General features: G+C 71.8%; 17 protein-coding genes. 12 read left to right on the forward strand and 5 right to left on the reverse strand.

Annotation, left to right across the window (positions count from 1 at the left end; genetic code table 11):
* Window positions 1–553 precede the first annotated feature (553 nt).
* The 11 genes from ABH920_RS32485 (at window position 554) to mycP (ending at window position 14713) form a co-directional block, all read left to right on the forward strand.
* Window positions 554–1438 carry a response regulator transcription factor gene (locus tag ABH920_RS32485; protein WP_370353038.1) on the forward strand — a complete coding sequence of 295 codons (885 nt, stop codon included), beginning with the start codon at window positions 554–556 and terminating at the stop codon, window positions 1436–1438.
* A gap of 58 nt (window positions 1439–1496) precedes the next feature.
* Window positions 1497–2030, forward strand: a complete 534-nt coding sequence (locus ABH920_RS32490) for a LuxR C-terminal-related transcriptional regulator (protein WP_370353039.1) — start codon at window positions 1497–1499, stop codon at window positions 2028–2030.
* Between the two features lie 123 nt (window positions 2031–2153).
* Window positions 2154–2486, forward strand: coding sequence for a WXG100 family type VII secretion target (locus ABH920_RS32495; RefSeq protein ID WP_370353040.1), 333 nt, complete (start codon window positions 2154–2156; stop codon window positions 2484–2486).
* Window positions 2487–2541: 55 nt separating this feature from the next.
* Window positions 2542–2850: a WXG100 family type VII secretion target gene (locus tag ABH920_RS32500; protein ID WP_370353041.1), complete on the forward strand. Its 309-nt coding sequence runs from the start codon at window positions 2542–2544 to the stop codon at window positions 2848–2850.
* The gene (locus ABH920_RS32505) at window positions 2851–3249 is read left to right on the forward strand and encodes a hypothetical protein (RefSeq protein WP_370353042.1); all 399 of its coding nucleotides are present in this window, start codon (window positions 2851–2853) and stop codon (window positions 3247–3249) included. It abuts the gene before it with no gap.
* Window positions 3250–3272: 23 nt separating this feature from the next.
* On the forward strand, window positions 3273–4577 hold the full coding sequence (locus ABH920_RS32510; protein ID WP_370353043.1) for a WXG100 family type VII secretion target: 1305 nt from the start codon (window positions 3273–3275) through the stop codon (window positions 4575–4577).
* 82 nt (window positions 4578–4659) lie between these two features.
* The gene (locus ABH920_RS32515; protein ID WP_370353044.1) at window positions 4660–5052 is read left to right on the forward strand and encodes a WXG100 family type VII secretion target; all 393 of its coding nucleotides are present in this window, start codon (window positions 4660–4662) and stop codon (window positions 5050–5052) included.
* On the forward strand, window positions 5049–12014 hold the full coding sequence (locus tag ABH920_RS32520) for a hypothetical protein (protein ID WP_370353045.1): 6966 nt from the start codon (window positions 5049–5051) through the stop codon (window positions 12012–12014). Before ABH920_RS32515 ends, ABH920_RS32520 begins: the two co-directional genes overlap by 4 nt.
* Window positions 12011–12484 carry a hypothetical protein gene (locus ABH920_RS32525; protein ID WP_370353046.1) on the forward strand — a complete coding sequence of 158 codons (474 nt, stop codon included), beginning with the start codon at window positions 12011–12013 and terminating at the stop codon, window positions 12482–12484. Before ABH920_RS32520 ends, ABH920_RS32525 begins: the two co-directional genes overlap by 4 nt.
* Window positions 12474–13409, forward strand: a complete 936-nt coding sequence (locus ABH920_RS32530; RefSeq protein ID WP_370353047.1) for a hypothetical protein — start codon at window positions 12474–12476, stop codon at window positions 13407–13409. Before ABH920_RS32525 ends, ABH920_RS32530 begins: the two co-directional genes overlap by 11 nt.
* On the forward strand, window positions 13406–14713 hold the full coding sequence (mycP, locus tag ABH920_RS32535) for a type VII secretion-associated serine protease mycosin (protein WP_370353048.1): 1308 nt from the start codon (window positions 13406–13408) through the stop codon (window positions 14711–14713). Before ABH920_RS32530 ends, mycP begins: the two co-directional genes overlap by 4 nt.
* A gap of 60 nt (window positions 14714–14773) precedes the next feature.
* Here mycP and ABH920_RS32540 read toward each other — a convergent pair whose 3' ends face one another.
* Genes ABH920_RS32540 through eccD form a run of 5 tightly spaced genes read right to left on the reverse strand, consistent with a single transcriptional unit; the run spans window position 14774 to window position 22456 of the window.
* The gene (locus tag ABH920_RS32540; RefSeq protein ID WP_370353050.1) at window positions 14774–15076 is read right to left on the reverse strand and encodes a YbaB/EbfC family nucleoid-associated protein; all 303 of its coding nucleotides are present in this window, start codon (window positions 15074–15076) and stop codon (window positions 14774–14776) included.
* Complete coding sequence (locus tag ABH920_RS32545; RefSeq protein ID WP_370353051.1) at window positions 15069–15620, reverse strand: YbaB/EbfC family nucleoid-associated protein; 552 nt, start codon at window positions 15618–15620, stop codon at window positions 15069–15071. The genes ABH920_RS32540 and ABH920_RS32545 overlap by 8 nt, the downstream gene beginning before the upstream one ends.
* Before the next feature lie 5 nt (window positions 15621–15625).
* Entirely contained in the window at window positions 15626–19501 is a 3876-nt protein-coding gene (eccCa, locus tag ABH920_RS32550; protein ID WP_370353052.1) for a type VII secretion protein EccCa, read from the reverse strand.
* Window positions 19498–20847, reverse strand: coding sequence for a type VII secretion protein EccB (gene eccB / locus ABH920_RS32555; protein ID WP_370353053.1), 1350 nt, complete (start codon window positions 20845–20847; stop codon window positions 19498–19500). The genes eccCa and eccB overlap by 4 nt, the downstream gene beginning before the upstream one ends.
* A gap of 52 nt (window positions 20848–20899) precedes the next feature.
* A complete protein-coding gene (gene eccD, locus ABH920_RS32560) occupies window positions 20900–22456 on the reverse strand; it encodes a type VII secretion integral membrane protein EccD (RefSeq protein WP_370353054.1) in 1557 nt (518 codons plus the stop codon).
* A gap of 163 nt (window positions 22457–22619) precedes the next feature.
* On the opposite strand from eccD, the gene ABH920_RS32565 reads away from it, so the two are divergent.
* Window positions 22620–24632: a protein kinase gene (locus tag ABH920_RS32565; RefSeq protein ID WP_370353055.1), complete on the forward strand. Its 2013-nt coding sequence runs from the start codon at window positions 22620–22622 to the stop codon at window positions 24630–24632.
* Window positions 24633–24638 lie beyond the last annotated feature (6 nt).

Here is a 24638-nt window from a genome sequence, read left to right on the forward strand (position 1 = left end):
CGTGTGGCCCCCAAAGCGCCGCCCCAGGCTGACGTCGGCAACCCGGCGACGATGGCTCCGGCGATGAAGATCGCTGGGCTGTCGGGAGTGCTTGCCCGTAGCAGCCGGTTATTGGCGGCTTTTGGATGTACTCCCCGGGATGCGACCGGGCAGCCGGGGACCGGACTGATCACCGGGGTCGCTCTCACCCCCGGTGCCGGAGTGGAACACCACGAGGCCACCGTCAGGGTGGACTTGCTGGGCCGAGCCGCCGTGATCGTCGTGTTCATCCTGGACGACTTTGCTGCGCTACCGGCTGCTGTAGATCGTCGCCCGGGTTATCCGTGCCTTCGCCGAGCCGCCGCGTCACATTGTCGTGGCGGCTGGCATGCATCGTCTTGTCCCTGTACTGCTGCCACTTCCACGCCTGGCCGACGGGCTTGTCGTCGAGCGCTTTGACGATCCTCGCTAGTCCAGATGTCGAAGTTATGCATGTGAGAACCTGCGATCTGCGGAAACACTGTCCTCAGCCCTGGTCGGCCAATCTTCGACCTACGGTGGGTGGTGCGTCGAGGTGCTCGTCGCCGGGCCCGTCGCGTTGGTTGACGCCCTTCACCCTGCGGGTGATGCCGGCTGCATCTCCTTCGGCGCCTGCCGGATGCGGCGCTGTGAGCCCATCGATCAGATCTTGCCCGGGCCGGCCTCGCGGTGGCTGCGTCATCGAGCGTCGATCGCGCGTCAACAGGTGCTTCCTAGGTTCGTCACCGCTGGTCATGACGATGGGGAGGCATTGGTGGAGGGCGTCGGGGTACGGGTGGTCGCGGCCGACGGGATCTCTCGGTCGGGTGCTGAGGCGTTGCTGTGGGCACAGCCCGGGATCAGTGTGGTGCCGGCCGGCGGCGATGGTGCCGCTTCGGCGGCGGTACTGCTGTTGGTCGCTGACGTGTTCGACGATGCCGCCGTGTCCTTGGCCCGGGGCGCGTTGTCGGGATTGTCGCCGAAGGGGCGGGTCGGGATTGTCGCGGTCGTGGGGCGGATGGCGCCTGGGGTGCTGCCTTCGCTGGTGGATCTCGGGGTGGGTGCGCTGGTGTGGCGGCGCCAGGCGACCGGGGAGGCGGTTGCCAGGGCGGTGCGGGCGGTCGACCGCGGGGCCGGCGTGCTGATGCCGCCGGAAGTGGTGCGTGATCTCCTCGACTACATCAAGACCCTTCGGAGGGGTGAGCCGCGGCCGAAGCGGGGCGTGGCCGTGGATCGGTCCGTGGACCAGCCGGCTCTCACGGCGCGGGAGTCGGACGTGCTACGGCTGCTCGCCGACGGGTTCGACACCGCGCAGGCCGCGACCGCGCTGGCCTACTCGGATCGGACGGTCAAGAACATCCTGCACGAGCTGACGATCCGGATGCGGCTGCGCAACCGGACGCACGCGGTGGCCTACGCGCTGCGCGAAGGGCTGATCTGAGATGCCGGGATCGCAGAGCACTGTTCCTGAGTCGTCGAGAACGCCTGACTCGACGCCCGTGGCGATCCACACCGCCGACCCGATCACCCGGGCCGGCGTCGTGGAACTGCTGCGTGCCGTCCCGCGCGCCGGGCTGGTCGACCGGGTCGGGCCCGGTGTGGTGGTGGTGATCGCGGTCGGTGACGCCGACGAGGGCGTGCTCGTCGGGGTCGACGCCCTGGTCGCCGGTGCCGTTCCGGTGGTGCTGGCGACCGGCCGCGTCCGGCCGGCGTTGCGCACTGTCGCCGCCCGGCGCGGCGTGGCGGTGGTCGGCGGGTCCGACGCGGACTTCGACGACCTCGCCCGGGAGCTCTCCGAGATCATCGAACACGGACCGGCCCTGCCGGTGGAGCCCGGGCGCGGACGCCTGACCCCGCGCGAGGCCGCGGTTCTGCGGCTTCTCGCCGAGGGGCTGAGCACGGCCGAGGTCGCCGTCCGGCTCGCCTACTCCGAACGCACCGTGAAGAACATCGTCTACGACCTCACCGTGCGCCTCGACGTCCGCAATCGGACGCACGCCGTCGCCCTCGCGATCCGCGAAGGCCTCATCTAGACCTGGCGGCGGCGGGAAGTTCGGGCACCTGCCCGGCTCCAACCGTGCCCATAAGGCTCCTGACACGTCGGGTGCCGCAACCCCAGGATGGTCGTCCGACCGAAGCACTGAAAGGACCACTCGATGTCGACACCGGCCGGCAACCCGGGCGTCTCCGCCGTCAACAGCGCGGCGATGGCCCACGCGGTGACGGAGCTCGCGAACGCCGCCGCGTCCGCGGAGTCCATCCGCGGCACGCTCCAGAACCAGATGAACGAACTCGCCCCCTCCTGGCGCAGCGACGCCGCGAACGTCTTCATGACCGCCATGGGCCAGTGGGACACCGAGTTCGCCACCGTCCTGTCCGCCCTGCGCGAGATCGAGGAGACGCTGGCGGCGACGCTGAAGCGCTACAACGTCAACGTCTCCGTCACCACCGACAGCGTCGGCGGGTTCGCCGCGCAGCTCAACGGCTGAGCCGTACTGAGCCATATCAACCCTCGATCCCAGCAAAGATACGGAGAACCCTGACATGAGCGGCGACGGCTCGGTCTACGTCAACTTCCACGGCATGGAGCAGGCCGCGGCGGACATGGAGCAGGCGCTGGCGAAGCTGCGCGCCTCCATCGAGTCCCTGAACACCAACGTCGGCGGCTCGCTGGCGGAGTGGGAGGGCAACGCGCGCACCGCCTACCAGGTGGCGCAGCTCAAGTGGGACACCGCGGTGAACCGGATGCACGACATCCTCGGCAACGCCATCACCACGTTGCAGAACATCACGAACGACCACAAGCTCACCGAGCACGCCAACACCATGCACTGGGAGAACCTGACCGCGTAGATGGCTGCCACGCCGCCCGCCGTGCCGGGCTATAACGAGCTCACGGTGCCGCCGGAGCAGACGTTCAAGGACGTCGCGGACTACCTCGACGACCTGAACGGCGTGCTGGACAAGATGGTCGCCGATCTGAAGGACGCGAAGTACGAGCCGAAGATCGGCGACTTCAGCGAGGCCACGGACTTGGTTAAGGCCTATGAGGGCGAGCGCGACACGTTCGTGAAGAACATTCAGGTCGTGCACGGCCAGTTCGACGCGCTGCGCAAGGCGACGCTGAAGATCGGCCAGAACTACGAGAGCCTGGCCGACGCCGACTCGGCCAAGGCCGACGACATCACGAAGGGGCTCACCGACAACAGTGCCCTGATTCCGAAGGACGCCGGCAAGGCGTCGGTCTGGTGAGATGAGAGAAGGATTCCCGGGGCATGGCTGACAATCCCGCGTACGCGAACTACAGCTACCAGGACGTGCACGACCGGCTACAGAGCATCGATCTCGGGTCTGTGGCCACGGCGCAGAACCTGTGGGACTCGGTGTTCCAGGGGTTCACCAACCTCGCCGCCGACCTGCGCAAGCAGCGGGACCAGCTGAAGACCGTGTGGACCGGGCCCGGCTCCGACACCTACGGGCAGCAGCTGGAAAACCTCGCGACCGAGCTGGACAACATCGCCAAGCAGGCCAAGGACCCGACGTACCGCAGTTTCTGGCAGTCCTTCGCCTCGGTGAAGGACGTGGTCAAGGCGGCGCTGAGCGCCTACGACGGCAAGTTCAAAGAGGTCCCGAGCAAGCCTCCGCCGCAGATGTCGAAGATCGAGGCGAGCAACTATCGGGACGGCGGCGGCGGGCCGGATGAGTACAAGTTCGGCGGGGACGACGCCGGGGTGCGCGCGATCTTCACCAAGCTGGCGCGGGACTACCGGGACATCAAGGACGGACTGCCGAATCCGCCGGCGCCGGCCCAGGGCCCGGCGGGTCCCGCCGACGGCCAGCCTTCCAGCCCGCTCCGGATGGAGGGCAAGGACACCTTCGGCGGGACCCCCGCAGACCTGCCGATCGCCCCGGCCGACGCGTTCGGCAAGCTGCCCGACGGGGCCGTTCCGCCGGGAGCCGGGATCGACCCGAGGAGCATGCCGATCAGCCCGGTCGGGCCGATCGGCGGGGTGGACGTGCCGGGCGGTCCCGGTGCGGACGTGCCGGGGATGGGGATGCCCGGAATCGACGTGTCCGGCGGCCCCGGGATCGCAGTACCCGGAGTCGATATACCGGGTGCCCCGGGCGTTACCGTGCCGGCCTCGGGCGTCGACCCGAAACTGCCTGGCTACACGGGGATCGACCCAAGCACCGGGCTGCCCTTCGGCCTCGACCCGTCCACGAAGCTCGCCGACTTCCAGCCCGCGTCCGGGACCGGGCTCGGCGGCGGCTCGTCGGCGTTCGGCGGCCCGGACGGGTTGGGCCCGCTCGGCGGCGCCGGCGCGGCCGGTGCGCTCGGTGCGCTCGGTGCGGGGCCGGGCGGCGCGTCATCGGGTGCGATCACCCCCCGGGACGCGGCCGGGGCGAACGGCGGGGCGAACGGTGCCGCGGGCATGGGGTACCCCGGCGGGATGGGCGGCATGGGGCACGGCGCGGGCAAGGACGGCGAGGAGCGTCAGCGCCAGTCGTGGATCCCGGAGGACCAGGACATCTGGGGCGCCGACACCAGCGCGCCGCCGCCGGTCATCGGCCGTGGCTAGGCCGGCGGAGGAGCCGCCGGGCTCCCACGCTCCCACCGCGCCGCCGCACGTAGCGCCGACCCCTCCGCCGTCCGCACCGTCGGTGCCGACGACCGGCCCGACGGCCCCCGCGCCCCATCAGGGTACTGACGGCTCGGGCGGGTACGTCGTCGATCCGGCCGGGCTGACGACGGCGGCGGGTGGCTTCGACAGCGCCGTGGACGCCGTCCGCAAGGCCGCGCAGACACTGCAGACGACGCTCGAAGCATCGGGCGAACCATGGGGGACGGACTCCCTCGGCAAGGGCTTCGCCGAAGGCGCGAACGGCTACAAGGCACAGCGGGACGGGATGTTCGAGCAGCTGAAGACCATCGGCGACCGGTTCGACGAGATCGCCAAGAGCCTGCGTTCGGTGACCGGCAACTACGGCGGTGCGGAGACCCAGGCGATCAGGCGTGCGCGCTCGGTGGGGGTCGGCGAGGAGGCTGGCGCGTGACGACCGAGGTTCCCGCCCCCGTCCAGTGGCTGCTGGCGATCGTGTGCGGGCAGGAGTGGCCGGACGGCGACGAGCAGGCGCTGCGGGCGGCGGGCCAGGCGTGGACCGATGCTGCGACGGCCCTGCAGCCGGCGTTCGCCGACGCGGACACCGCGGCGAAGAAGGCGGCATCGTCGTACGGCGGCACCGCCTCAGAGGCGTTCACCAAGTTCTGGAACATGTTCACCCAGCCGCAGGGTGACCAGCCGGCCATTCTCGATGGTCTGGTGAAGCAGTGCCAGGACATCGGCCAGGAACTGGACGGCTTCGCCGACGAGGTCGAGACCTCGCGGATCGAGATCATCGGCCAGCTGGTGATCCTCGCGGTGGAGATCGCGATCGCGCAGTCGCTGGCGCCGCTGACCTTCGGCCTGTCGGAGCTGTCGATCGCCGGGGAGGTCGCGGCGACCCGGCTGGTCGTCCGCGAACTGCTGGAGGCGGTGCTGAAGGCCGCGTTCAAGGCGGCGTTGAAGATGACCGTGCAGATGACAGCTCTGGACCTGCTCGCGCAGGGGATCGAGGAGGCTCAGGGACATCGGACGTCGATCGACTGGGGCGAAGTCGGCAAGACGGCCGAGGGCGCCGCGATATCCGGGGCGTTCGCCGGCGCGCTCGGCGGCGTGCTCGGCAAGGCGGCGGAGCACACTCCGGCGTTGCGCAGCGCGCTGAACAAGCCGTTCGGGAAGGTCGCGAGCAACGCGGCGATCGGTGTGGGGTCCACGCTGCTGACGGATGTCGCAACGGGGCAGGCGATCGACGGGCACGGGCTGCTGGACGCCGCGCTGGGCGGGATCGGCGGCGCGGCGCACGAGCGCTTCAGTCAGCGGACGGTGCACGTTGCGGACGATCGGATTCCCGGGGCGGGCGAGGTACCGGGGGCCGAGGTACCGGCGGTCGATGCAGCGCGGGGCGAGGCACCGCGGCCGGACGGGCCGGATGGGCCGGATCGGCGGGACGAACCGGATGGGCAGCCGCCCGCGGCGGGCGGCGGTCCGACGGAGCCGTCGGGCGAACCGGTTGTGGACCGGCCGGCAGTGGGCGGCGGACCGGTGGAATCCGGACATCAGCCGCGGGAAACGGATGGCGAGCCGTCGGCGGAACCGATCGCGCCGGCGGCATCGGCGCCGGACATTCTCAGTGCCCTCAACGGCGGCGCACACTATCGGCCCGCGGGCCATTTCCTGGGCGACCCGCTGTCGCGGCCATTGCCAGTCGGCGATGATTCCGGCCACGAACCTGTTACACAGCCGGTTCACGAACAGCGCGCCGAGCCTTCCCCGGCCACTTCGCCGCCGACCGGCTCGACAGCGCCTGAGCACGAACCGGCCGCCGAAGCCACCCATGCGCCGGCACCGTCTCCCGACCGATCCGGCGACATGCCGACCGGCCCCCGCATGTCGCACGAGGCAGCCGCCCGCGCGCTCTTCGGCGTCGACGACAACACGCCGCTCACCGCCGATCAGAAGGCGCGATTCGAGGCGGCCCTTGAGCAGCGGAAGGCTCAGACCGGCGCTCGCGACGGTGTCGTGGGCCTCGTCGACCAGCTGCGTGGCCGGACACCGGGCACCTTGCTCCAGGACGATTCGTCGCAGCCCTCGGCCGCCGGCGTCACGTCGCAAACACCTGAGAACCGGCCCGTGGACCAGGCTCTGCGGCCGGACGTACCGACCCGCGCCGTGCTCGGTGACGAACGGCTGCCGGAGCCGGTCGTGCAGCCGCCGATCATCGAAGCGCCTCGCGGGGCGAATCAGAATCCTGTGGCTTCCCCGCCGAATCGCGAGAATGCCTCACGCCGCGAGCCGCAGACCAGCCCGCGCCCCGAGCCGCGCACCGCAATGGGCCCCGAGCCGCGTTCTGACACGCTGACCGAGCCCGAACACATCGACCCCGAACACACCGACCCGCAAGACGTCATCGAGTCCGCCAAGGACGACATCGCCGAACGTGCCCTGGGCGCCGTCGCGGCCCGCCACGGCCTGGTCTTGGGCGGCAGCCGCGCGATGGCCCGGTACGGGCTCATCTACCGCCGCACCGACGACATCGACCTGATCGCGACCGGCGGCCACGAGGTCACTCACGACTTCAGCGACGACGCGGTGAACGATGTCCGCAGAGCCCTGACAGAAGCCGGCTACACCGTGACGGTGAAGCCGAGCCAGTCCGGCGCCGAACTCACCGTGCGCCGCGGCGGCTTCTCGACGAAGGTCGACATGACGTCCACACCGCTGCTGCCCACGTACGAGCCGCCGGTGGAGGTCGGGGGCCTGCGCATGGTCTCGGCGAACGACGCCGTTCGGATGAAGTACGGCGCGTTCAAGGCGGCGGCCGGTGATCCGGAACCGGACGGCATGACCAAGCTCGCCAAGCAACTCGCAGACGTGCATGCCGTCTTCGCCGAGCGTGGCGACGACGCATTCGTCCTCGACGGCATCAATCCCGCCGAGGAGAAGGATGTCTTCCGCGGCATGCTGGGCAAGGCACTGGACCGCGTCACGGACGACGACCTCGCCGACCACGGCCTGAGCCCGGAGCAGATCGCGCGACTGCGCGCCGATCTGGCGGAACAGGCCGCACGCCGCGAGCTGGTGGTGCCTGCCGCTCCGGTGACGGAGACGCCGAAGCCGTCGGCGGCGGACGTCCAGGCGGTCCTCAAGATGCTGTACCCGGACAACCCGGCGCGCGGCTGGAACGAACGACGCGTCGCCAAGGCGGCCGCGATCGCGGCACAGCTGCGCAAGAACGTGTCACTGCGGTACGAGCTCAGACCGGAGCATCTGGCGGGGCTGGTGCGGAGCGAGCTGGACGAGGGGGGTTCCGGGACGCTGAGCAAGGATCAGCGGGATCGATTGTCAGGGTTCGGCCGGCCGCTTGCCGACACGGACACGACTGTCAAGACAGACAAGACCGCCGGACCGGCGAACACCGACCGCGCACCGGTTCTCGCAACGGCCCCGGCCGCCGAAGACGCGCCGCACACGGTTGCCGAGGAAGTGCCGCGTGCGGTGCCTGAACCGGCTCTGCCTGCCCCCGCCGATGAAGCCTCGCGCCCTCCTGCGGAGGCACCGACCGCCGAGGCCACCGACACGCCGACCGCGGAGGCCATCGACACCCCGGTCGCGGAGGCCATCGACACCCCGGTCGCGGAGGCCATCGACACCCCGGTCGCGGAGGCCACCGACACCCCGACCGCGGAGGCCACCGACACCCCCACTACCGACCCCGTCGCCGCCCCGTCCGCCGATCCCGCCGCCCGCCCGGCTGCCGCACCCACCTTCTTGGGCCATTCGCTCACCGCACAACAACTCGAAGCCTTCGAAGCCGCAGGCAGAGCAGTCCGCCGTCCCGGCGGCGCCGACCAACCCCCCGAAGCCACCACCCGTCGGGCCGAGGCCTGGGACGCGCTCGCGAACCGGGTGCTCAAGGACAAGATCCCCCTCCCCGACCTCCTTGACGAGCTGGCCGGGTTCCAATCCGACACCGGCCTGACCCTCCGCGAGAACCCCGAACTCGGCGCCGCCCTGCGCACGATCGTCCCCCGCGCCGACATCCAGGCCCTGGGCCCGCTCCACGATCTGGCCGCCCCCTTCGACCGTACCCTCGGCGCGCTCCGCGACGGCCCGGCCCGTGGCCTCACCGATGAACTGCTGCGCCTGTCGGAACCGACCGAGGAGACCCTCGAGTCCACGGACCCGCTGGAGCACCTCGACCGCGCGACCGACGCCTACCGCAAGCGGGTGGCCGGATCCGGGTTCCGACTTGCCGCCAAGGACCTCAAGCAGGAGGTCGAGGACTTGCGTCGTGGCTGGCGGTTGCTCAAGGACGTGGAACCCGGCGGCGGCGCCCGTGAGCTGCCCGACGAAGTCGACTCGATCCTCGTCTCGCTGGACGTGAACGTGGAGCTCCTGCGCGACACGGCGCTCCACGCCGCCCTGATCCTGCGCCTCAACGCGACGCTGGACCACTTCCTCGGCGAGGCCGACCCCGCTACGCGCCGAGCGTTCACAGAATCCCGGTTCCGGCGGACCGCGGCCACCCGGCTGGAATACCTCGAGAACAGCGTGCGGGAGAGAATGAACGAGCCGCGGTTGCCGCAGGACGCCGTCCGCCGCGATCAGGCGTTCGGCTCCGAGGCCGAGCTCGCCGCGTTCGGCAAGAGCTACGTGCACAAGATCGAGACCGGGCTCCTGCTGGGCGACCCCGCCGACAAGCACGAGAGCAGCATCTTCGCGGACCTCACCAAGTACTCCAAGACCGGCGCCCCCCGCGACCAGTTCCTGGTCGCCCTGCACGGCAACCCCGACTTCGTCCGGGCCGGGCACGACGATATGTCGCCCAAGGAGCTCGCGCTCGTCATCCGCGCCTCCGGCTGGGACGGCAAGCAGGCGATCCGTCTGCACTCGTGCAAGACCGGGGCGAGCGACGACGGCTTCGGCCGGCAGCTCGCCCGCGAGCTCCGCGTCCGGGTCGTCGCACCGAGCGACACCGCCGTGTCCACTTCCACCGGCGATGTCTACGTCACCAGCGTGCACGTCGCACGGGACGGCACCATGGTGGTCCGCACGTCCGTGGACGGCACCTGGCGCACCTTCGAGCCCGACGACGCCCCGATCGGTCTCGCCGACGATCCGCACGCCGGCCCGGTGGCCTGGGCCGCCGCGGCTGTTCGGGGTGCTCGCGGCGACAACGGGGTCAAGGCCCTTCTTCCCGACGCCTCCGAGACTGCGCGCCATGCCGTCAAGCGGCTGCGTCAGCACGTCTCGAAGAACCACGACCGCCTCAACCCCGGACGGAACACGGGAGCCACCGACACCGATCGTGCGGGCAGGCACATCGAAGTCGGTGTGGAGCTCGTGAAGATGCTCCGGGCCAGGGGAGCCCTCGAAGACGTCGTCAACGGCACACACCCCGGCAGTGAACTGCATCAGGCGATCAAGGAGCTGGCCCCGCTCTTTCCCGCCGACCCGGCACGATCGGGCCCGGCGGCCTCCGCCCCTGACACCCCCCTTACGGCGCACGGTGTCATCCAGATGGCCGGGGCGCCCGGCGCCGTCCGGATCGCCGCGCCACCCACGGCCGACGGCTGGCAGGCACCCCGGTCCGGGCAGACCGTCGTCAAAGACTTCGAGCCCACCGACAAGTTCGAAGAAAAGGCCGGCCCGCTCCACCCCTTCACGCACTACAAGGTCACCCGGGAAGGTCGTACGGAGACCGACGAGTTCTGGACGGGTGCCGACGGGAATGTCACCCACGCCCGGATCCACACCCCCAAGATCCCCATCAAAAGGGATGCGGCGGGAGCGGAGGCGGAAATCGCCACCCTGCCCGACGCGCACTATCTCCTCGGCGGCGTCCATTACCGCTTCCACGACGAATTCGGCGACCATGATTTCCGGACGGACGCCGAAGGCAAGCCGATCCCTGAGCGCACCTGGAACGTACCCGCGCACGACGAGGTAGTCACAGCTCGCTGGAGCGGCGAGGACGAGAAACTCACCATAGATCCGGTGCGGGGGACCCCGGGGGAGAAGAAAGAGATCCACGATGTCAAGGCTTTCATAGACCTGCAACACAAGTCTCCGGAATCGCTTCGGCCCAACACCTGCTACATCGTCGAGCAGACCACCACGAAGGACAACAAGAAGTCCACGTCGAAGTTCTGGACCTCCGCGGAACCGGTCCGGATCACCCACGTCGACACCTGGAGCGACATCAAGTCGAAGACCCGCGTCAACCCCGAACTCGGGATAAAGGACGCAGGACTGAATCGCTTCTACACCGCGGTCAAGCCCGACACGGTCTACCGGGTCAACAATCGGATCACCTACCACACGAACGCGTATGGCTCACCGTCCTACGTCAGGGACGAACGCGGCGGCCTGCCCAAGGAAGCGGGGGAGCGCCACTCCGTTCTTCAATTGCACGCCGGCCACATCGGTCTGGCGAAATCGAGGACCGCGGTGGAAGGTGCCAGGCAGCGGTTGCGGACGCCTTACCGGGACGAATCCCTCCCGGAGATACTGGAACGTGCCCGCAAAGCCGCGCAGGCGACCGTCTATCTCGCCTCCTATGATGCCAAGAAGAGTGTTGCGACGAGCGTGATCAAGGAGTCTCTCCCGGCGAAGATCAACGAGACGAACATGGCTGCTCTCATCAGGAAGCTCTCGCTGGGGGAGGCGGAGGCTGAGGGGGACGCCGAAACGGCACCGCCGGCGAAGAAGGCCAATGCGAAGTCGGCCAAACTGCAGATTCGCAACGTTTCTGACGATCAAGTGAAGGCCGTCATCGCTGACGCGCAGACGGCCGCCGACGCGAAGAATCTCACTGCGGAGGAGTACAAGAGCGCGGCGGAACGGGAGATTCGCGACGTTCTCAGCAAACGCGAACCTCCGGTCTCCGCCGAAGACCTGGACGTCCTCACCGAACGGACGATGGGCAAAGTCGACTTCACCGTCGAACCGAAGCCCTTCGGCGTGGGCGAGCTCTTCGACATCGGCCTGCACCAGCGCTTCCCGGGCGCGGGGTACGCAGGCGGACACATCGTCGACGCGAAGTCCGGCGGGCCGAAGGAACTCGTGAACTACCACCCGCAATTCGGCCTGGAGAACAGCACCGGCGCGTGGTTCCATCAGGAGAACCACCTCGCAGCCTTGCAAGGCCTACCCAAAGTGAAAGTGCTCAGCTACGAGGTGCTCGCCAACTGGCGGTCCGACTACGGACCCGCGTCGCACCCGACGACCCCGAGCTATCTGACGACCCGGACGGTGCTGGAGTTCAAGGATGAGGGTACTTCGCCGAAGAACGCCGTGCTGATCCGCACGTTCCCGAACCTGCCCGCTCCTGTCGGACCCCGGCCGGATCCCGGCCCGGCGCCGGTGCTCGGGACCAAGCGGCGGCGCGAGCAGGAGCAGGAGGACGACGAATGACCATCGGTGCGGACAACCTGCATCAGTCCCCTGTCACCGCCGGGGAAGCCTCGCCCGAGAAGGCGGTGGACCTGCTCCGCGCCGGAGTGCCCATCCTCGGCTGGCGCCGGCTCGACCTGGTCGTCCGGATGGTGCGCCAGGTCGAGGAGTACCAGCTCACGGTGATCATGCCCGACGGCTCCACCCCGGCCGTGGACCCGCCGCCGGGGCTGGCGCCGCTGTTCCGCGCGCTGCGGCGGCAGGCCTTCGAGCCCGGGATCGGTACCTGGTACTCCGCCCGGCTGACGCTGGACTCGCAGTGGGACGGACCCGGCTTCCTCTACGCCGAGAACTTCGAAGCCGACCCGGGCTGGACGCCGCCGCTGCCGCCCGAGGTCTATCTGGACGACGTCGGCGCCGTGTTCGGCGCCGCCGAGCCGCGGGTGCCGCGATGGCTCGCTGCGATACTGGGAGTGACCGATGATCATTGACGATGCCGGGAGCAGCGCCATGGCGGATGCCGCACCACAGCCGCTCGACGCCTTCGAGCTGGCCGAGAACCGCCGCCTGGTGCTGGGCCGGATCGCGGACGTGCTGGTCGCGACCCTGCCGGCCGACTGGTCGGCGGTCATGGTGCGCTGTGCCGCGCTGGGCGACCGGCTGGAGGGGGTCGCGCGCGTCGTGCACCTGGACGGTGCCATGCGGCCGTGGACGCTGACCGACGACGTCCTGCGGCTCTTCCGCGAGCTGCGCGAGCTGGGAGACGTGCCGCCGCTGGTCTCGTGGTTCGGCGTGGACTTCCGGTTGTGGGCGGACGGGCCGTTCGAAGCGACGTTCGGGCACGACGAGCCGGTGTTCCCGGAGGCGTCGTCTACCGGGGACTACCAGCGAGAAGTGGAGATCTTCGAGGAATCCGGCGGTCAGGCACCCGCGTGGCTGCTCGCCGGCGCCGGTCGGGCCGAAGACGGCGGCGGCGACCGGGACGCCGACGCTGATACCGACGCTGATACCGACGCCGAGGCTGGTGCCGACGCCACCGGCCCGACCATCCGCATCGCCCGCGTCTTCGACGGTGCCGACGCGGCCGGCGCCGGGATCTTCGACCCCGGGCACCCGACGGTCGACGCGGAAACCCGCGAACTCCTGCTCCGCCATCTCGACGGCGGAGCCTCGCTGATGTCCACCACCGAACAGCACGCCGACGTCCGGGACCCGGACCTCGGGCCCGTGGTGCCGATCGGCTTCCGGACCGACGGCACCTGGATCTGGAACGACGCGCTCACCTACTACGTCCGGAACTACGGCCTCGCGCCGGAACCGGAGTTCGTCGCGCACATGGCAGGGCTCGGATTCACCTGCCCGAAGGTCTCCGATGCGATGACGCGCACGGCACTCGGCATCCTGATGCCGTCGTGAGGCGCGCCGCATCCGCCGCCGGCGTCCTGATACTCAGCACCCTGCCGTACGCGGCGGCCGCCACTTCCGCCGGCGCCGCCACCCCCACGCCGCAGACCTGCCCGGACGCCGCTTCCGCGCTTACCGCCGTCTCCGCCTCGGCCGCCGTTCCCTGGGCCCAGACCAGGCTCGACTTCTCCCGGGTCTGGCCTCTGACCCGCGGCGACGGAGTCAAGGTCGCGGTGATCGACACCGGAGTCGACGCGAGCGTCCCGCAGCTGTCCGGGCACGTGGACGCCGGCGCGGACGTGATCGGCACGGCCGGGGTGGGCACGCTCGACTGCCACGGCCACGGCACGGCGGTCGCCGGCATCATCGCGGCACAGCCCGCCGCCGGGACCGGCTTCGCCGGCGTCGCGCCGGGCGCTCGCATCATCCCGGTGCGGCAGAGCATCGGCGACAGCGACGGCACCGCCGGGACGCTCGCGACCGCGATCCGCCGGGCGGCCGACCTCGGGGCCGGGGTCATCAACACCTCGCTGGTCTCCCTCACGTCCACCCCCGAGCTGCGCGCCGCCGTCGAGTACGCGCAGGCGCGCGGCGCGGTCATCGTGGCCGCGGCGGGGAACCAGCAGCAGGGCGGCGATCCGCGGACCTACCCGGCCGCGTATCCCGGTGTCATCGCGGTCGCGGCGACGGGGCCGGACGACGCGGTCGCGCAGTTCTCCGAGACCGGCGACTATGTCGGGGTCGCGGCGCCCGGGGTGCAGGTGGCGAGCCTGGCCAGGGGCTCGGGGGACGTGCTCGTCGACGGTACGAGCTTCGCCGCGCCGTTCGTGAGCGGGGTGGTGGCGCTGGTGCGGGCCTACCACCCGGGGCTGTCGCCGGAACAGGTGCGGCACCGGATCGAGGCGACGGCGGACCATCCGGCCGGAGCACTCCCGGGGGCGGCGCTCGGGTGGGGGATCGTGGACCCCTATTCGGCGGTGACGGCGGTGCTGCCGGAGGAGGGGAAGGCGGTGCGAACGGCCGTCGTGAGCCCCGGATCGGCGCCGGCTGGAGCGTTCGCACGGCGGCCCGCGGCGATCTCGTCGGGCGCGGCGGGGTTCGCCGCGGCGGCGGGCGGGATCGTGCTCGGGGCGTGGGCGGCGGCTGCGGCCGGGCGGAAGGCCCGGCGCGCGAGGGGGCACGAGGGCGAGGGCGGCGAACTTCAGCTCGGGACGGTCGAGCTGAAACGGCCACGGCGGACCGGTCGTCGCCGACCGCCGCGCAATCAGCGACCCGCGAGGGACGGGCGGACGAAGGAGCTTTTGGTACGGCGCTGATTCGGCGACTGGGCTGGGGCGGAAGGTGCGGCGATACTTTGGCCGACCTGCCGCCGGCTTTTACCTCGACCGCCCCGGAAAGCGCCGCGCATAAGCCATTCGCTCGGCAGCCTCCGCCGCTCGCACCGCCGCCACCACCCGGTCGCCCAGCGTCCGCGCGTCCAGCCGCCGCCGGGCCTGTTCGTCGATCGTCAGCGCCAGCAGCACGCCGGTCGGCCCGACCTCCACAGTGACCTCGCCGTCGCTGCTGCTGCCGCGGTGGCGTTCGGCCAGCCAGGACCGCATGTTCCGGGCTGCCGACTCCAGCATCGTCATCAGCAGCCGGGCTGACGCGTCGTCGATCGGCGTCGTGGGCTCAGCCATTCCCGTCCTCCCGGAGCAGGCCGCCGATGGCGTCGCCGCCGACAGCGGGCAGATCCGTGCCGAGCTCCGCCTCCAGCCGGTCGCGCCACCGCAGTGCCGCGTTCCGCCGGGCGTCCGCGATCGCCGCCTTGATCAGAGAGCTGAGCCGCTGCGCGGGCAACGCGTGCGCCTCCGGCGAGATGGCGACGTCCCGCAGCTCGCCGGTCCCGGAGACGGACGCGGTCACCGTCGCCGGCGCGCCGCCCGGTCCCGCACCGCCTGACGACGCCGCGCGGCTCCATCCCCCCGAGCCCGCGCCGCCGGCCAGGGTCCCGCTCGAAGCCGACGCGGTGAACCCGCCTGCCGGAGTCTGCGCGTCCGTCATCCCGCCCGGCTCCGGTGCCGCCTCGGCGGCACCCGTCACGACCTCGTCCGCAAGCGCCGCCCGCAGCCTCGCCGCCGCCGAGACCACGGACTGGTCCCGGAGCGCGGACCGCTCGTCCAACAGGTCGTCCATGCCCGCGGCACCCGCCAAGCCGGTCCCGACCACGTCCGCCGCGCTCACCGGCCTCACTGTCCAGCCCCCTCGTGAACCGCCGTCTGCACCAGCCGCAGCCCGGCACCGCGCGTCACGTACTGCGCCCGGCCCGCCGGCAGCGGCCGCGGCTTGATCCCGGTGAACATCGCGCCCTCCTCCTTCGGGCACGACATCAGCACCAGCGGGCTCCCGGTCTCCTTCAGCCGCGCGATCACCGGCTCGAACATCGCCCGGGCCGCGCCGCCGGCCCGCCGGGCCACGATCAGGTGCAGCCCGGTGTCGCGGGCCTGCGGCAGCAGGTCGGCCAGCGCCGCCAGCGGGTTGTCGGCGCCGGTGGCCGTCAGGTCGTGGTCGTCGACGATCACGAACAGGTCCGGCCGCCGGCCCGGACCGCTGCCGGCGCCGGGGTCGTCGAGCCGCTCCCGCATCGCCTGCGCGATCTGCGGCACGAAGCCCGCCAGCGCCTTCCCGGACGCCGCGTGTCCGAGCAGGTGCGCCGGCGTTGCCGCGTCCGTCAGGCCCCGGCGGTAGTCGGCGACGACCAGCCGGGCCTGCTCCGGCGAGTACGTCCGGCAGATCTCGCCGATGATCAGGCGCAGGAGATTGGTCTTGCCGGCTTCGGTGTCGCCGATGACCAACAGGTGCGGATCGCGGTCGAACGCCAGCTCCAGCGGCGCCAGCGTCTCCTCGCTCACCGCGAACGGTATCCGGCCGAGCGCCGTGGCCGGCGGCAGCACCCGCCAGGGCAGCCGGTCCGGCAGCATCCTGACTTCCGGCGCCGCCGCCGCGGGCCAGATCCCGCCGATCTCGGCGACCAGCTTCGCGGTGCCCTCGGCCAGGGCGTCGACTCCGCCGACACCGTCCAGTCGAGGCAGCGCCGCGAGGAAGTGCCGGCCCTCCGCGGTCAGACCGCGGCCGGGACGCCCGGCGGGCACGGCGGCCGCAGCCTGGCGGCCCACCGTCGAATCCATGGGGTCGCCGAGCCGCAGCTCGAACCGCGTTCCGAGGACGTCCCGCAACGACGGCCGCAGCTCGGACCATTTTGCGGCGGTGACGACCACGTGCACGCCGTACCCGAGGCCGCGCGCCGCCAGATTCGTCACCGTCTGCTCCAGATCCTCGTACTCCTGCCGCAGCGTCAACCATCCGTCCACGACAAGGAACACGTCGCCGAACGCGTCGTCGGCGAACTCACCGGCCGCCCGGCGGGCACGGTAGGTCGCGATCGAGTCCACGCCGGCGCGGGCGAAGGCTGCCTCGCGTGCCGTGAGGACGGCGCCGACCTCCGCGACGGTCCGCCGCACCCGGTCGCCGTCCAGCCGGCCCGCGATGCCGCCGACGTGCGGCAGGCCGCTCAGCGACGCGAGCGAGCCACCCAGGTCCAGACAGTAGAACTGGACGTCCCGGGGCGAGTGTGTCGCGGCCAGCGCCGCCATCAGGGTACGGACAAGCGTGCTCTTGCCGGTCTGCGGCGCGCCGGCGATCCCCACGTGCCCGGCGTGCGCGGACAGATCCGCCCACAACAGATCCCGCCGTTGTTCGAACGGCAGGTCCACGACGCCGACCGGCGCCCGCAGCCCGGTCAGGTCCCCGGTGGCGGACTGCAGCAGGGTGTCCAGCGCGTACGGCGCGTCCAGCGGCGGCAGCCACACCCGGTGCGGCGCCGGGCCCTTGCCCTTGAGCGCGGCCACCACCAGGTCCAGGACGGTCGTTCCATCAGAGTCCTGATGTACTGGGGATTCGCGGACCGGGTCGGCTTCGGCCGTCGGCGCGCCGTTGCGTGCCGAGAACGTCACGACCCGGGCCCGCGTCGTCGCCGGACCGCCGGAGGTGACGGTCTGCGCGGTGTAGGGCCCTGACACGTACGCCGCCCTGAACCGGACCATGGACTGCGTGTCGAACTTCAGATACCCGTGCCCCGGGTCGCGCGGCAGCTCGTAGGCGTCGCCGACGCCGAGCACCAGCCGACTCTCCGAGGCGGAGAACGTGCGCAGCCCGATCCGGTAGGACAGGTGGGTCTCCAGGCCGCGCAGCCGTCCTTCCTCAAGCCTCTGCGACGCCAACAGCAGGTGCACCCCGAGCGACCGTCCAAGTCGCCCGATCATCACGAACAGCTCGGAGAAGTCCGGCCGGCTCGACAGCAGCTCGCTGAACTCGTCGACCACGATGAACAACGACGGCAACGCCTCCAGCGCCGCGCCGCGCGCCCGCGCCTGCTCGTAGTCGAGCAGCGAGGCGAAGTTCCCGGCGGCCCGGAGCAGTTCCTGGCGCCGTACCATCTCGCCGTGCAGCGCGTCGCGCATCCGGTCCACCAGCGTCAGCTCGTCGGCCAGGTTCGTGATGACCGCGGCGGTGTGCGGGAGGTCGGCGAGCCCGGCGAACGTCGCGCCGCCCTTGAAGTCGACGAGCACCAGGTTCAACTCGGCCGAGGAATGTGTCGCGGCCAACCCCAGGACCAGCGTGCGCAGCAGCTCGCTCTTGCCCGAACCGGTAGCGCCGACGACCAGGCCGTGCGGTCCGAAGCCGCCCTGCGCCGACTCCTTGATGTCCAGACAGACCGCGGCGCCGTGCTCGTCCACGCCGATCGGTACCCGCAACCGGTCGGCCGGCGGCCGGGGCCGCCAGGCGCGCAGCGGGTCCAGCCGGCGCGGGTCCCCGATGCCCAGCAGGGCACTGAATCCCACCGGCCCGGCCGCGGCCGGCGGGCCGCCCGCGGCGGGCAGGCGGAACCGGGCCAGCGTGCGCGCGACGGCGCGGGCTTCGGTGCGGGTCAGGCTGTCGGGCGCACCGATCTTCGTCCGCACCGGTTCGCCGGAGGGGTCGGTACCGACCGTGCACAGGGCGTCCGTCGAAACGTCCAAACGCAACGAGGGCACGCCGGAGTCCGGAACCGTGCCGGAGACGTCGAGCACTGTCACGCCCGCGAATCCGCGCAGCGCACCGGCCGCGGGGCTGTCGCCGTCGACCACGATCAGCACGTGCGGCCCGGTGTACGCCGAACCCCAGCCGCCACGACCGCGCAGAAACCCGGAGACCAGATGGTCCAGGCCGGCGCCGTCCGTGATGAGCCGCAGCGGTCCGGCCGCGTCGCGCGATTCAGGGTGTGCCGAGTGCGGGAGCCACTTGATCCAGTCCCACTCCGGGAGCGACCCCGCAGGAAAGCCCGCGGCGACCACCAGATCATCAGGACCCTGCAACGTCGCCAGATGCGCGACCATCGCCCGCGCCAGACCCCGCGCGGCGTCCCGGTCACCGGTCAGCGCGATCCGGCCGAACGCGGTCGTGGAGATGCCCAGCGGCAGGTCCCCGACCGACGAATGCGCGCGGATGAACCGCCGGAGCGCCACCGAACACAGCGGATCCAGATCCTCGAACGGCTTGGTCTCCGGCGGCTCCAACCGGACCGCGAGCCGCTGCCGGCCGGTGGCCACCCGCACGTCGCCGAAGTCCTCGTCCCCGGCCTGCCGCTCCCACAGCCGCGGTGAATCAGCGATCTGCCACAGCGTGGCCGGATCGGGCAGCGTCCAGCACAGCGCCGCACGCTGCGCGGCCGCCGCCTGCCCGACCTGCTTGCGCAACTGGTCCAGGTAGCGGAGATAGTCGCGGCGCTCGCCGGCGACTTTGCGCTTGCGCTGGCCGCCGCGCTGGCCGAACTGTGCCACGCCCATGCCGATCGACGACAAACCCAGCATGCCGCCGCCGAGCATGCCTTGCGGGCTGGCGCCGCGGCTGGTGAACATCATCACCGAGCCCAGAGAGCCCAAGCCCATCGGCAGGAACTGGAGCGCGGAGCCCATCGCGTCGCCGTCGTTCTCGGCCACGGCCGGCGGCGGAACCAGCGCGATGTCGCCGGCCGGGATCGGCGGCGCGGGCAGCCGTGCGGGGCGTCGGAACAAGATGGTGGTCACTGTGTGGTCCCGGTCGAGGAGGGGTCATGGTAGGCGGCCGCCGCGGCCGGGTCCAGCGTCGTGCCGGTCGGGATCAGGGCCAGGATCCGCGTGGGCACCGCGGTCGGGGTCACGCCGGCGTAGCCGAGCCGGCCCGCGACGTCCAGGTCCGGCAGCGGGTACTTCAGGCCGGTGTCGGTGATCAGGTACAGCGTGCCGGTCGTGACGCCCGGCGCCGGTTCGGCCCGGACGAGGGCGCCGTGGCCGCCCGTGACCCGGATCCGCGGCTGGGAAGCGGATCCCTGCGACGCGGCGAGGACGACCGCCGGCGGCGAGTCGGCGGCCCAGACCTCGGAGCACGTGGCGACCGGGCCGTCCTGGAGCGGCACCGGCGTCGGCGGATGGCCGGGGACCGAAACGCCGGCGATGATGCGCGGTTCGGCGGCGAGCTGTGCGCGGGTCGCGGAGTCGTCGATGCGCGTGTTGTTCTGGAACGCCGTCAGCAGCGCGTCCGTCTGGCTGATCGGGGCCAGGCCGTCGTGGCGCGCGACGTAGTAGTCCGGGGTGGCGCCGGTTCCGGCGATGGCGAAGACGGTGCCGACGGCGACGCCTTTGCGTCCGAGGACCGCGACGGTGCCGGACGGCGACGACGGCGCCGACAGGTCAGGACCCTGCGGCACCGAGTCCAGCCAGGTCGCCTCCACCGGCCGTGGTGCCAGGCCGGCCGGATAGCCCAGGGCGATGAGGGCGTGCGGGGCCGGGACGCGCAGCCGTGTCCCGTTCCACACCAGGTAGAGCGTGCCGTCGGGAGCCGAGACCACGAGCGCGTGGCCGGCGTCGACGGTGAGGCCGCCGGGCTGCGCGCCGACGAACATGGTCGCCGCCGGAACGCCGCCCGCGCCGGGTTCAGCGCACACGCTCCAGGGCCCGGTGACCAGCTGATCCGGGGCCGGGACTCCGTCCGGAGCGCCGGGCAGGCCGACCGGCAGGCCGCGCGGCGTACCGTCGAGTGCTGATCGGCCGACGGCCACGATCGAAGGCGTACTCCCGGCCAGCAGCCGCGCCGAGGTGAAGTTGAGGACGGGATGCAGGACGCCGCCGATCAGCACAAGGCGTTCACCGGTCTCGCGGACCTGGATGATCGCGCCGGGAGTGCGCCAGGCGGCGCTGTCCTGGGGGTGGGAGGCGCCGTAGACTCCGATCCCCAGGGTGCCCAGAAGAGCCAGGCCGAGGCTGCCCACGGTGCCGCCGATCATGCGGCGGGTGGCGGGATGTGCTTCGTCCGGATCGCCGCGCAGCAGCGCGGACAGCAGGCGGCCGACGCCGAACGCGTGGGCTTGGGCGAGGTCGCGGCGGGATACCGACATCAGAGTCCTGTGTTCGCGTCGGCCGGTGCGGTGGTGCGTTCCGGTGTCTTCATCAGCTGCTCCGGGCCTGGCTGAACACGGCGAGCACTTCGAAGGCGAGCGGGAGCGTCGCGAGGGCGGCGACGGTCTCGACCAGATCCGCGGCCCGGTCCCGGTACGGATGCGAGCCCGGCTTGTGGTCGGAGGTGGCGGCGGCGATCAGGCCGAGCGCGGCGGTCGCGGCGCATCCGGCCACGCTCAATCCGCCGACGGTTCCGCCGTGCGCTGTCGCGTAGCGGGCCAGCAGAGCCGCGGCGGCCAGAGCCGGGACGAACAGTGCGAGCCGCTGCGTACGGCCCGCGAAGGACCGGGACCGCAGGACCGTGACGAGCGCTGCGCAGGCGACGAGCGCAAGTGCGCAGTACACGGAAAGGCTGTCGCCGGACCGTGGCGTGGTGAGTTGGGCGAACGCCCCGATGTCCGCGATGCCGACGCTCACGAGCAGCGCCGACAACGCGGAGTCGGCGACCGTGCTCTGCCGGCGGACCCGCTGCCCGTCGACGCGCTCGTCGTCGCGGCGCATGTGCTCGGCGTCCCCGGGGACCCCGAGCGGCGACAAGCCGGCCAGCCGCAGCGCCGCCGCCGGTGCCAGGGCCGCGAGCAGCAAACCCAGACACACCACAGCCGCCGACGCACCGGCCCGGCCGCCGGTCGGCCACCAGCCGGCGATCCCGCCGCCGAGCGCCAGGAGGAATGCCAGGACGCCGGCGCCGACGAACACCGGCGCGGTCGAGGTGCGGTTCGGGCTTGCCGCAGCCGATCCGGCCAGGGCCGCCGCGATCACCATCGCCGCGCCGCCGGTCAGGACTTGCTGTGCTCCGAAGTGACTCAGGGTTCTGGTACCGGCTGATCCCGCGGCCCCGGCGACCGCCGCGAACGGCAGCGCGCAGCAGCCGATCACCGCACCGCCGACCGCGTCGCGCAACCCGCGTGCCAGGTAGGCCGCGCATCCGATGAGCAGAACCGAGATCGCCGCGGCGACCGCGCTCACGACCGGCCACGAGGTGCCTGCGGACGCCGATGCGGCAGTGCCCTGCGGCAGTGCCCGGCCCCGTGTGCCGCTCGAACCGCTCGCTGCCAGAGCCGCCGCCCCGATCATGAGTACCGTGCACGCCGCGGCGAGGCACGCCGTCCGGCTGTCGGCACGTCGCCAGCGATTCGTCCGGTCCCGGGTCGCCGTCGCCGCGGCGTCCGCCACGTCGTCGAACACCGAGGGCGGCAGCGCGTCGCCGACGGGACGGACATGCAGGACGTCTCCGTCGAGCACACCCAGCGCGGCCAGGCTCTTGCCGGGATCCAGCGGCGCGCCGCCGAGGCGTTGCAGGACCCAGATGGCGCCCGGCCGTACCCCGGTCCGGGAATCGGTGGTGCCGCCACGGCGCGACGCGGTTCCGGCCGTCTCCGCCGCCCGGGCCGTGCCGGCCGCGCTGGCCGCCCCGGCCGCGCCGGGCACGTGTCGCAGCAGATCGGGCAGCAGGTCGGCCAGCGGCGGCGCCGCCGGGGCCGCGACCTCGACCCGGCCGCTGGGAGTGAGCAGTGTCAGCCGGCACAGCTCGTCATCGGTGTTCACGATAGGCATGGTGAGCATCGAGTCTCCCGGGCGCGCCGCCGGCCGGCCCAGAGACTTCCGGGCAGTCTCCGCGGCGGTGTGCGGGAGACGATCGGGCACAGTTGCGCCCGCCCCGGCTGATCCGGTCCTTGGCAGCCGTTCCGCCCTGTCACCATCGGAGACCATGTGGGGAACCGGAACTGTGCTTGCCGGACGCTACCGGCTCGTCAGCCGCATCAGCGGCGGCTCGATGGGCGACGTGTGGCGTGCCGAGGACGTCGTGCTGGCGCGAGAGGTCGCGGTGAAGCTGTTGTTGCCCGCGCTGGTCGGAGCGCGCGGGTTCGCGCAGCGGTTCCGCACCGAGGCGCGGGTGATGGCCGCCATCCGGCACCCCGGAGTGCTCAAGGTCTACGACTACGGCGAGGCCGCGCCGCCGTCCGGGGAACACCCGGACGGGCTCCCGGCCTACCTGGTGATGGAACTCCTCGAAGGCCGCGACCTCGCGAGCCTGATCGAGGAACAGGGCGCGCTGCCGTTGGCGACCGCGCTGGACTACACGGCGCAGGCCGCTGCGGCGTTGCAAGCCGCGCACGAGCGCGGGATCGTGCACCGGGACGTCAAGCCGTCGAACCTGATCGTGCGCTCCGAAGGCGGGATCGCGCTGGGCGACTTCGGGATCGCCCGCGAGGGCGAGGGCAGCGGCCTCACCGCCACCGACACGGTGCTCGGGACGGCGCCGTACCTGGCGCCCGAGCAGATATCGCAGGGCGCTGTCACCCCGTTGTCCGACCTGTACTCCCTCGGCGTCGTGGCCTACCAGTGTCTGACCGGGGAGCTGCCGTTCGACCGGGGATCCTCGGCCGCCATCCTCTACGCGCACGTCCACGAGCCTCCGCCGCCCTTGCCGGACTCGATTCCGGCCGACGTGCGGGAGCTGGTCGGGCGCGCGCTGGCGAAGGATCCGGCGCGGCGCTGGGCGGACGCGGGGGAGATGGCGCGGGCCGCCCGGGCATGCGCCGACGCGGCAGCTGCGGCGGCCTCCACCGCGCTGTCTGGGTCTGTTGATGGTGATTCTGATGCTGACGAAGAGTCCGAGGAACCCGAAGAACCCGAGGGGTACGTCGCGTGGACGTCGGCTTATCGGCGCGAGGTGCCCGAGACACCGGCCGTCGAGCAGGACCCGAGTGCTGATCCGCGGGGCTCGCAGGACGACGACGAAGAATCGCCGCGTGAATCCGAAGCGGCCGCGAAGCAGCCTTCGACCCCGCGCCCCGACCGGTCGACCCGCCGCCCCGCGCCGGTGTTCGCGGTCGTGGCCGCGGTCGTGGCGATCGCCGTGGCGGTCGCGGTGAGTGTCGGCACTGGTGGATCCAAGGCCAAGGGCACCACCACCGTCGCCGACGCCGGCGTGACGACTTCGGCCGCCACCTCCTCGGGCGTGCTCGTCTCCGACGGCTCGCTCCCGTCTCCGGCCGCCACGCCCGGCCGGACCTCCGCGTCCGGCTCGGCGGGCCCGTCGAGCTCCGGCACTCCCGCCGGCGTCCCCAGCGGTCCACAACCGACCGGCACCGCCTCCGGGAAGACCGCGCCGACGAACCCTCCGTCCTCCTCCCGGCGCGCCGCTCCCAGCGGATCACGGCCGTCGGGGCCCACGGCCGGTTCCACTTCCACCAGTACCGGAGCCCCGCCGCCCCCGACCGGCAACCCGCCGGCGTCCAACTCCTCGCCGCCGGGTACGCCGGCGACGAGCAACGCGCCGGCGACGCTGCCGTCGCACCCGGCCCACATGATGACCAACGTCGGCGACGGCCTGTCCGTGGACGTGACCGGCGAGGACGCCGGCGACGGCAGCAAGATCGTCGCGTGGGACCAGCACACCACCAACAGCGGCCAGTACTGGCAGGTGCAGCAGTACCGGGGGCCCAACGGCAGCCAGGCGTGGGCGTTCTTGACCTACCTGAACACCTACCAGGTCATGACCATGGACCCGTCCTCACACGGCGTGATCATGCAGCACTGCGGCAGCCCTTGCGCGAACAACCAGGTGTGGTGGTACGCCGCGTCGAGCATCAACGGCGCCGTCTACATCCACAACGGCTACTTCGACGCCTGTCTGACCGACAACGGCCGCGACGCGCAGCTCACCGTCGAACCCTGCACCACCGGGAACCGGGCACAGCTCTGGGAGACACCCTGACGCTGT

This window comes from Catenulispora sp. EB89 (assembly GCF_041261445.1).
Lineage (GTDB): Bacteria > Actinomycetota > Actinomycetes > Streptomycetales > Catenulisporaceae > Catenulispora.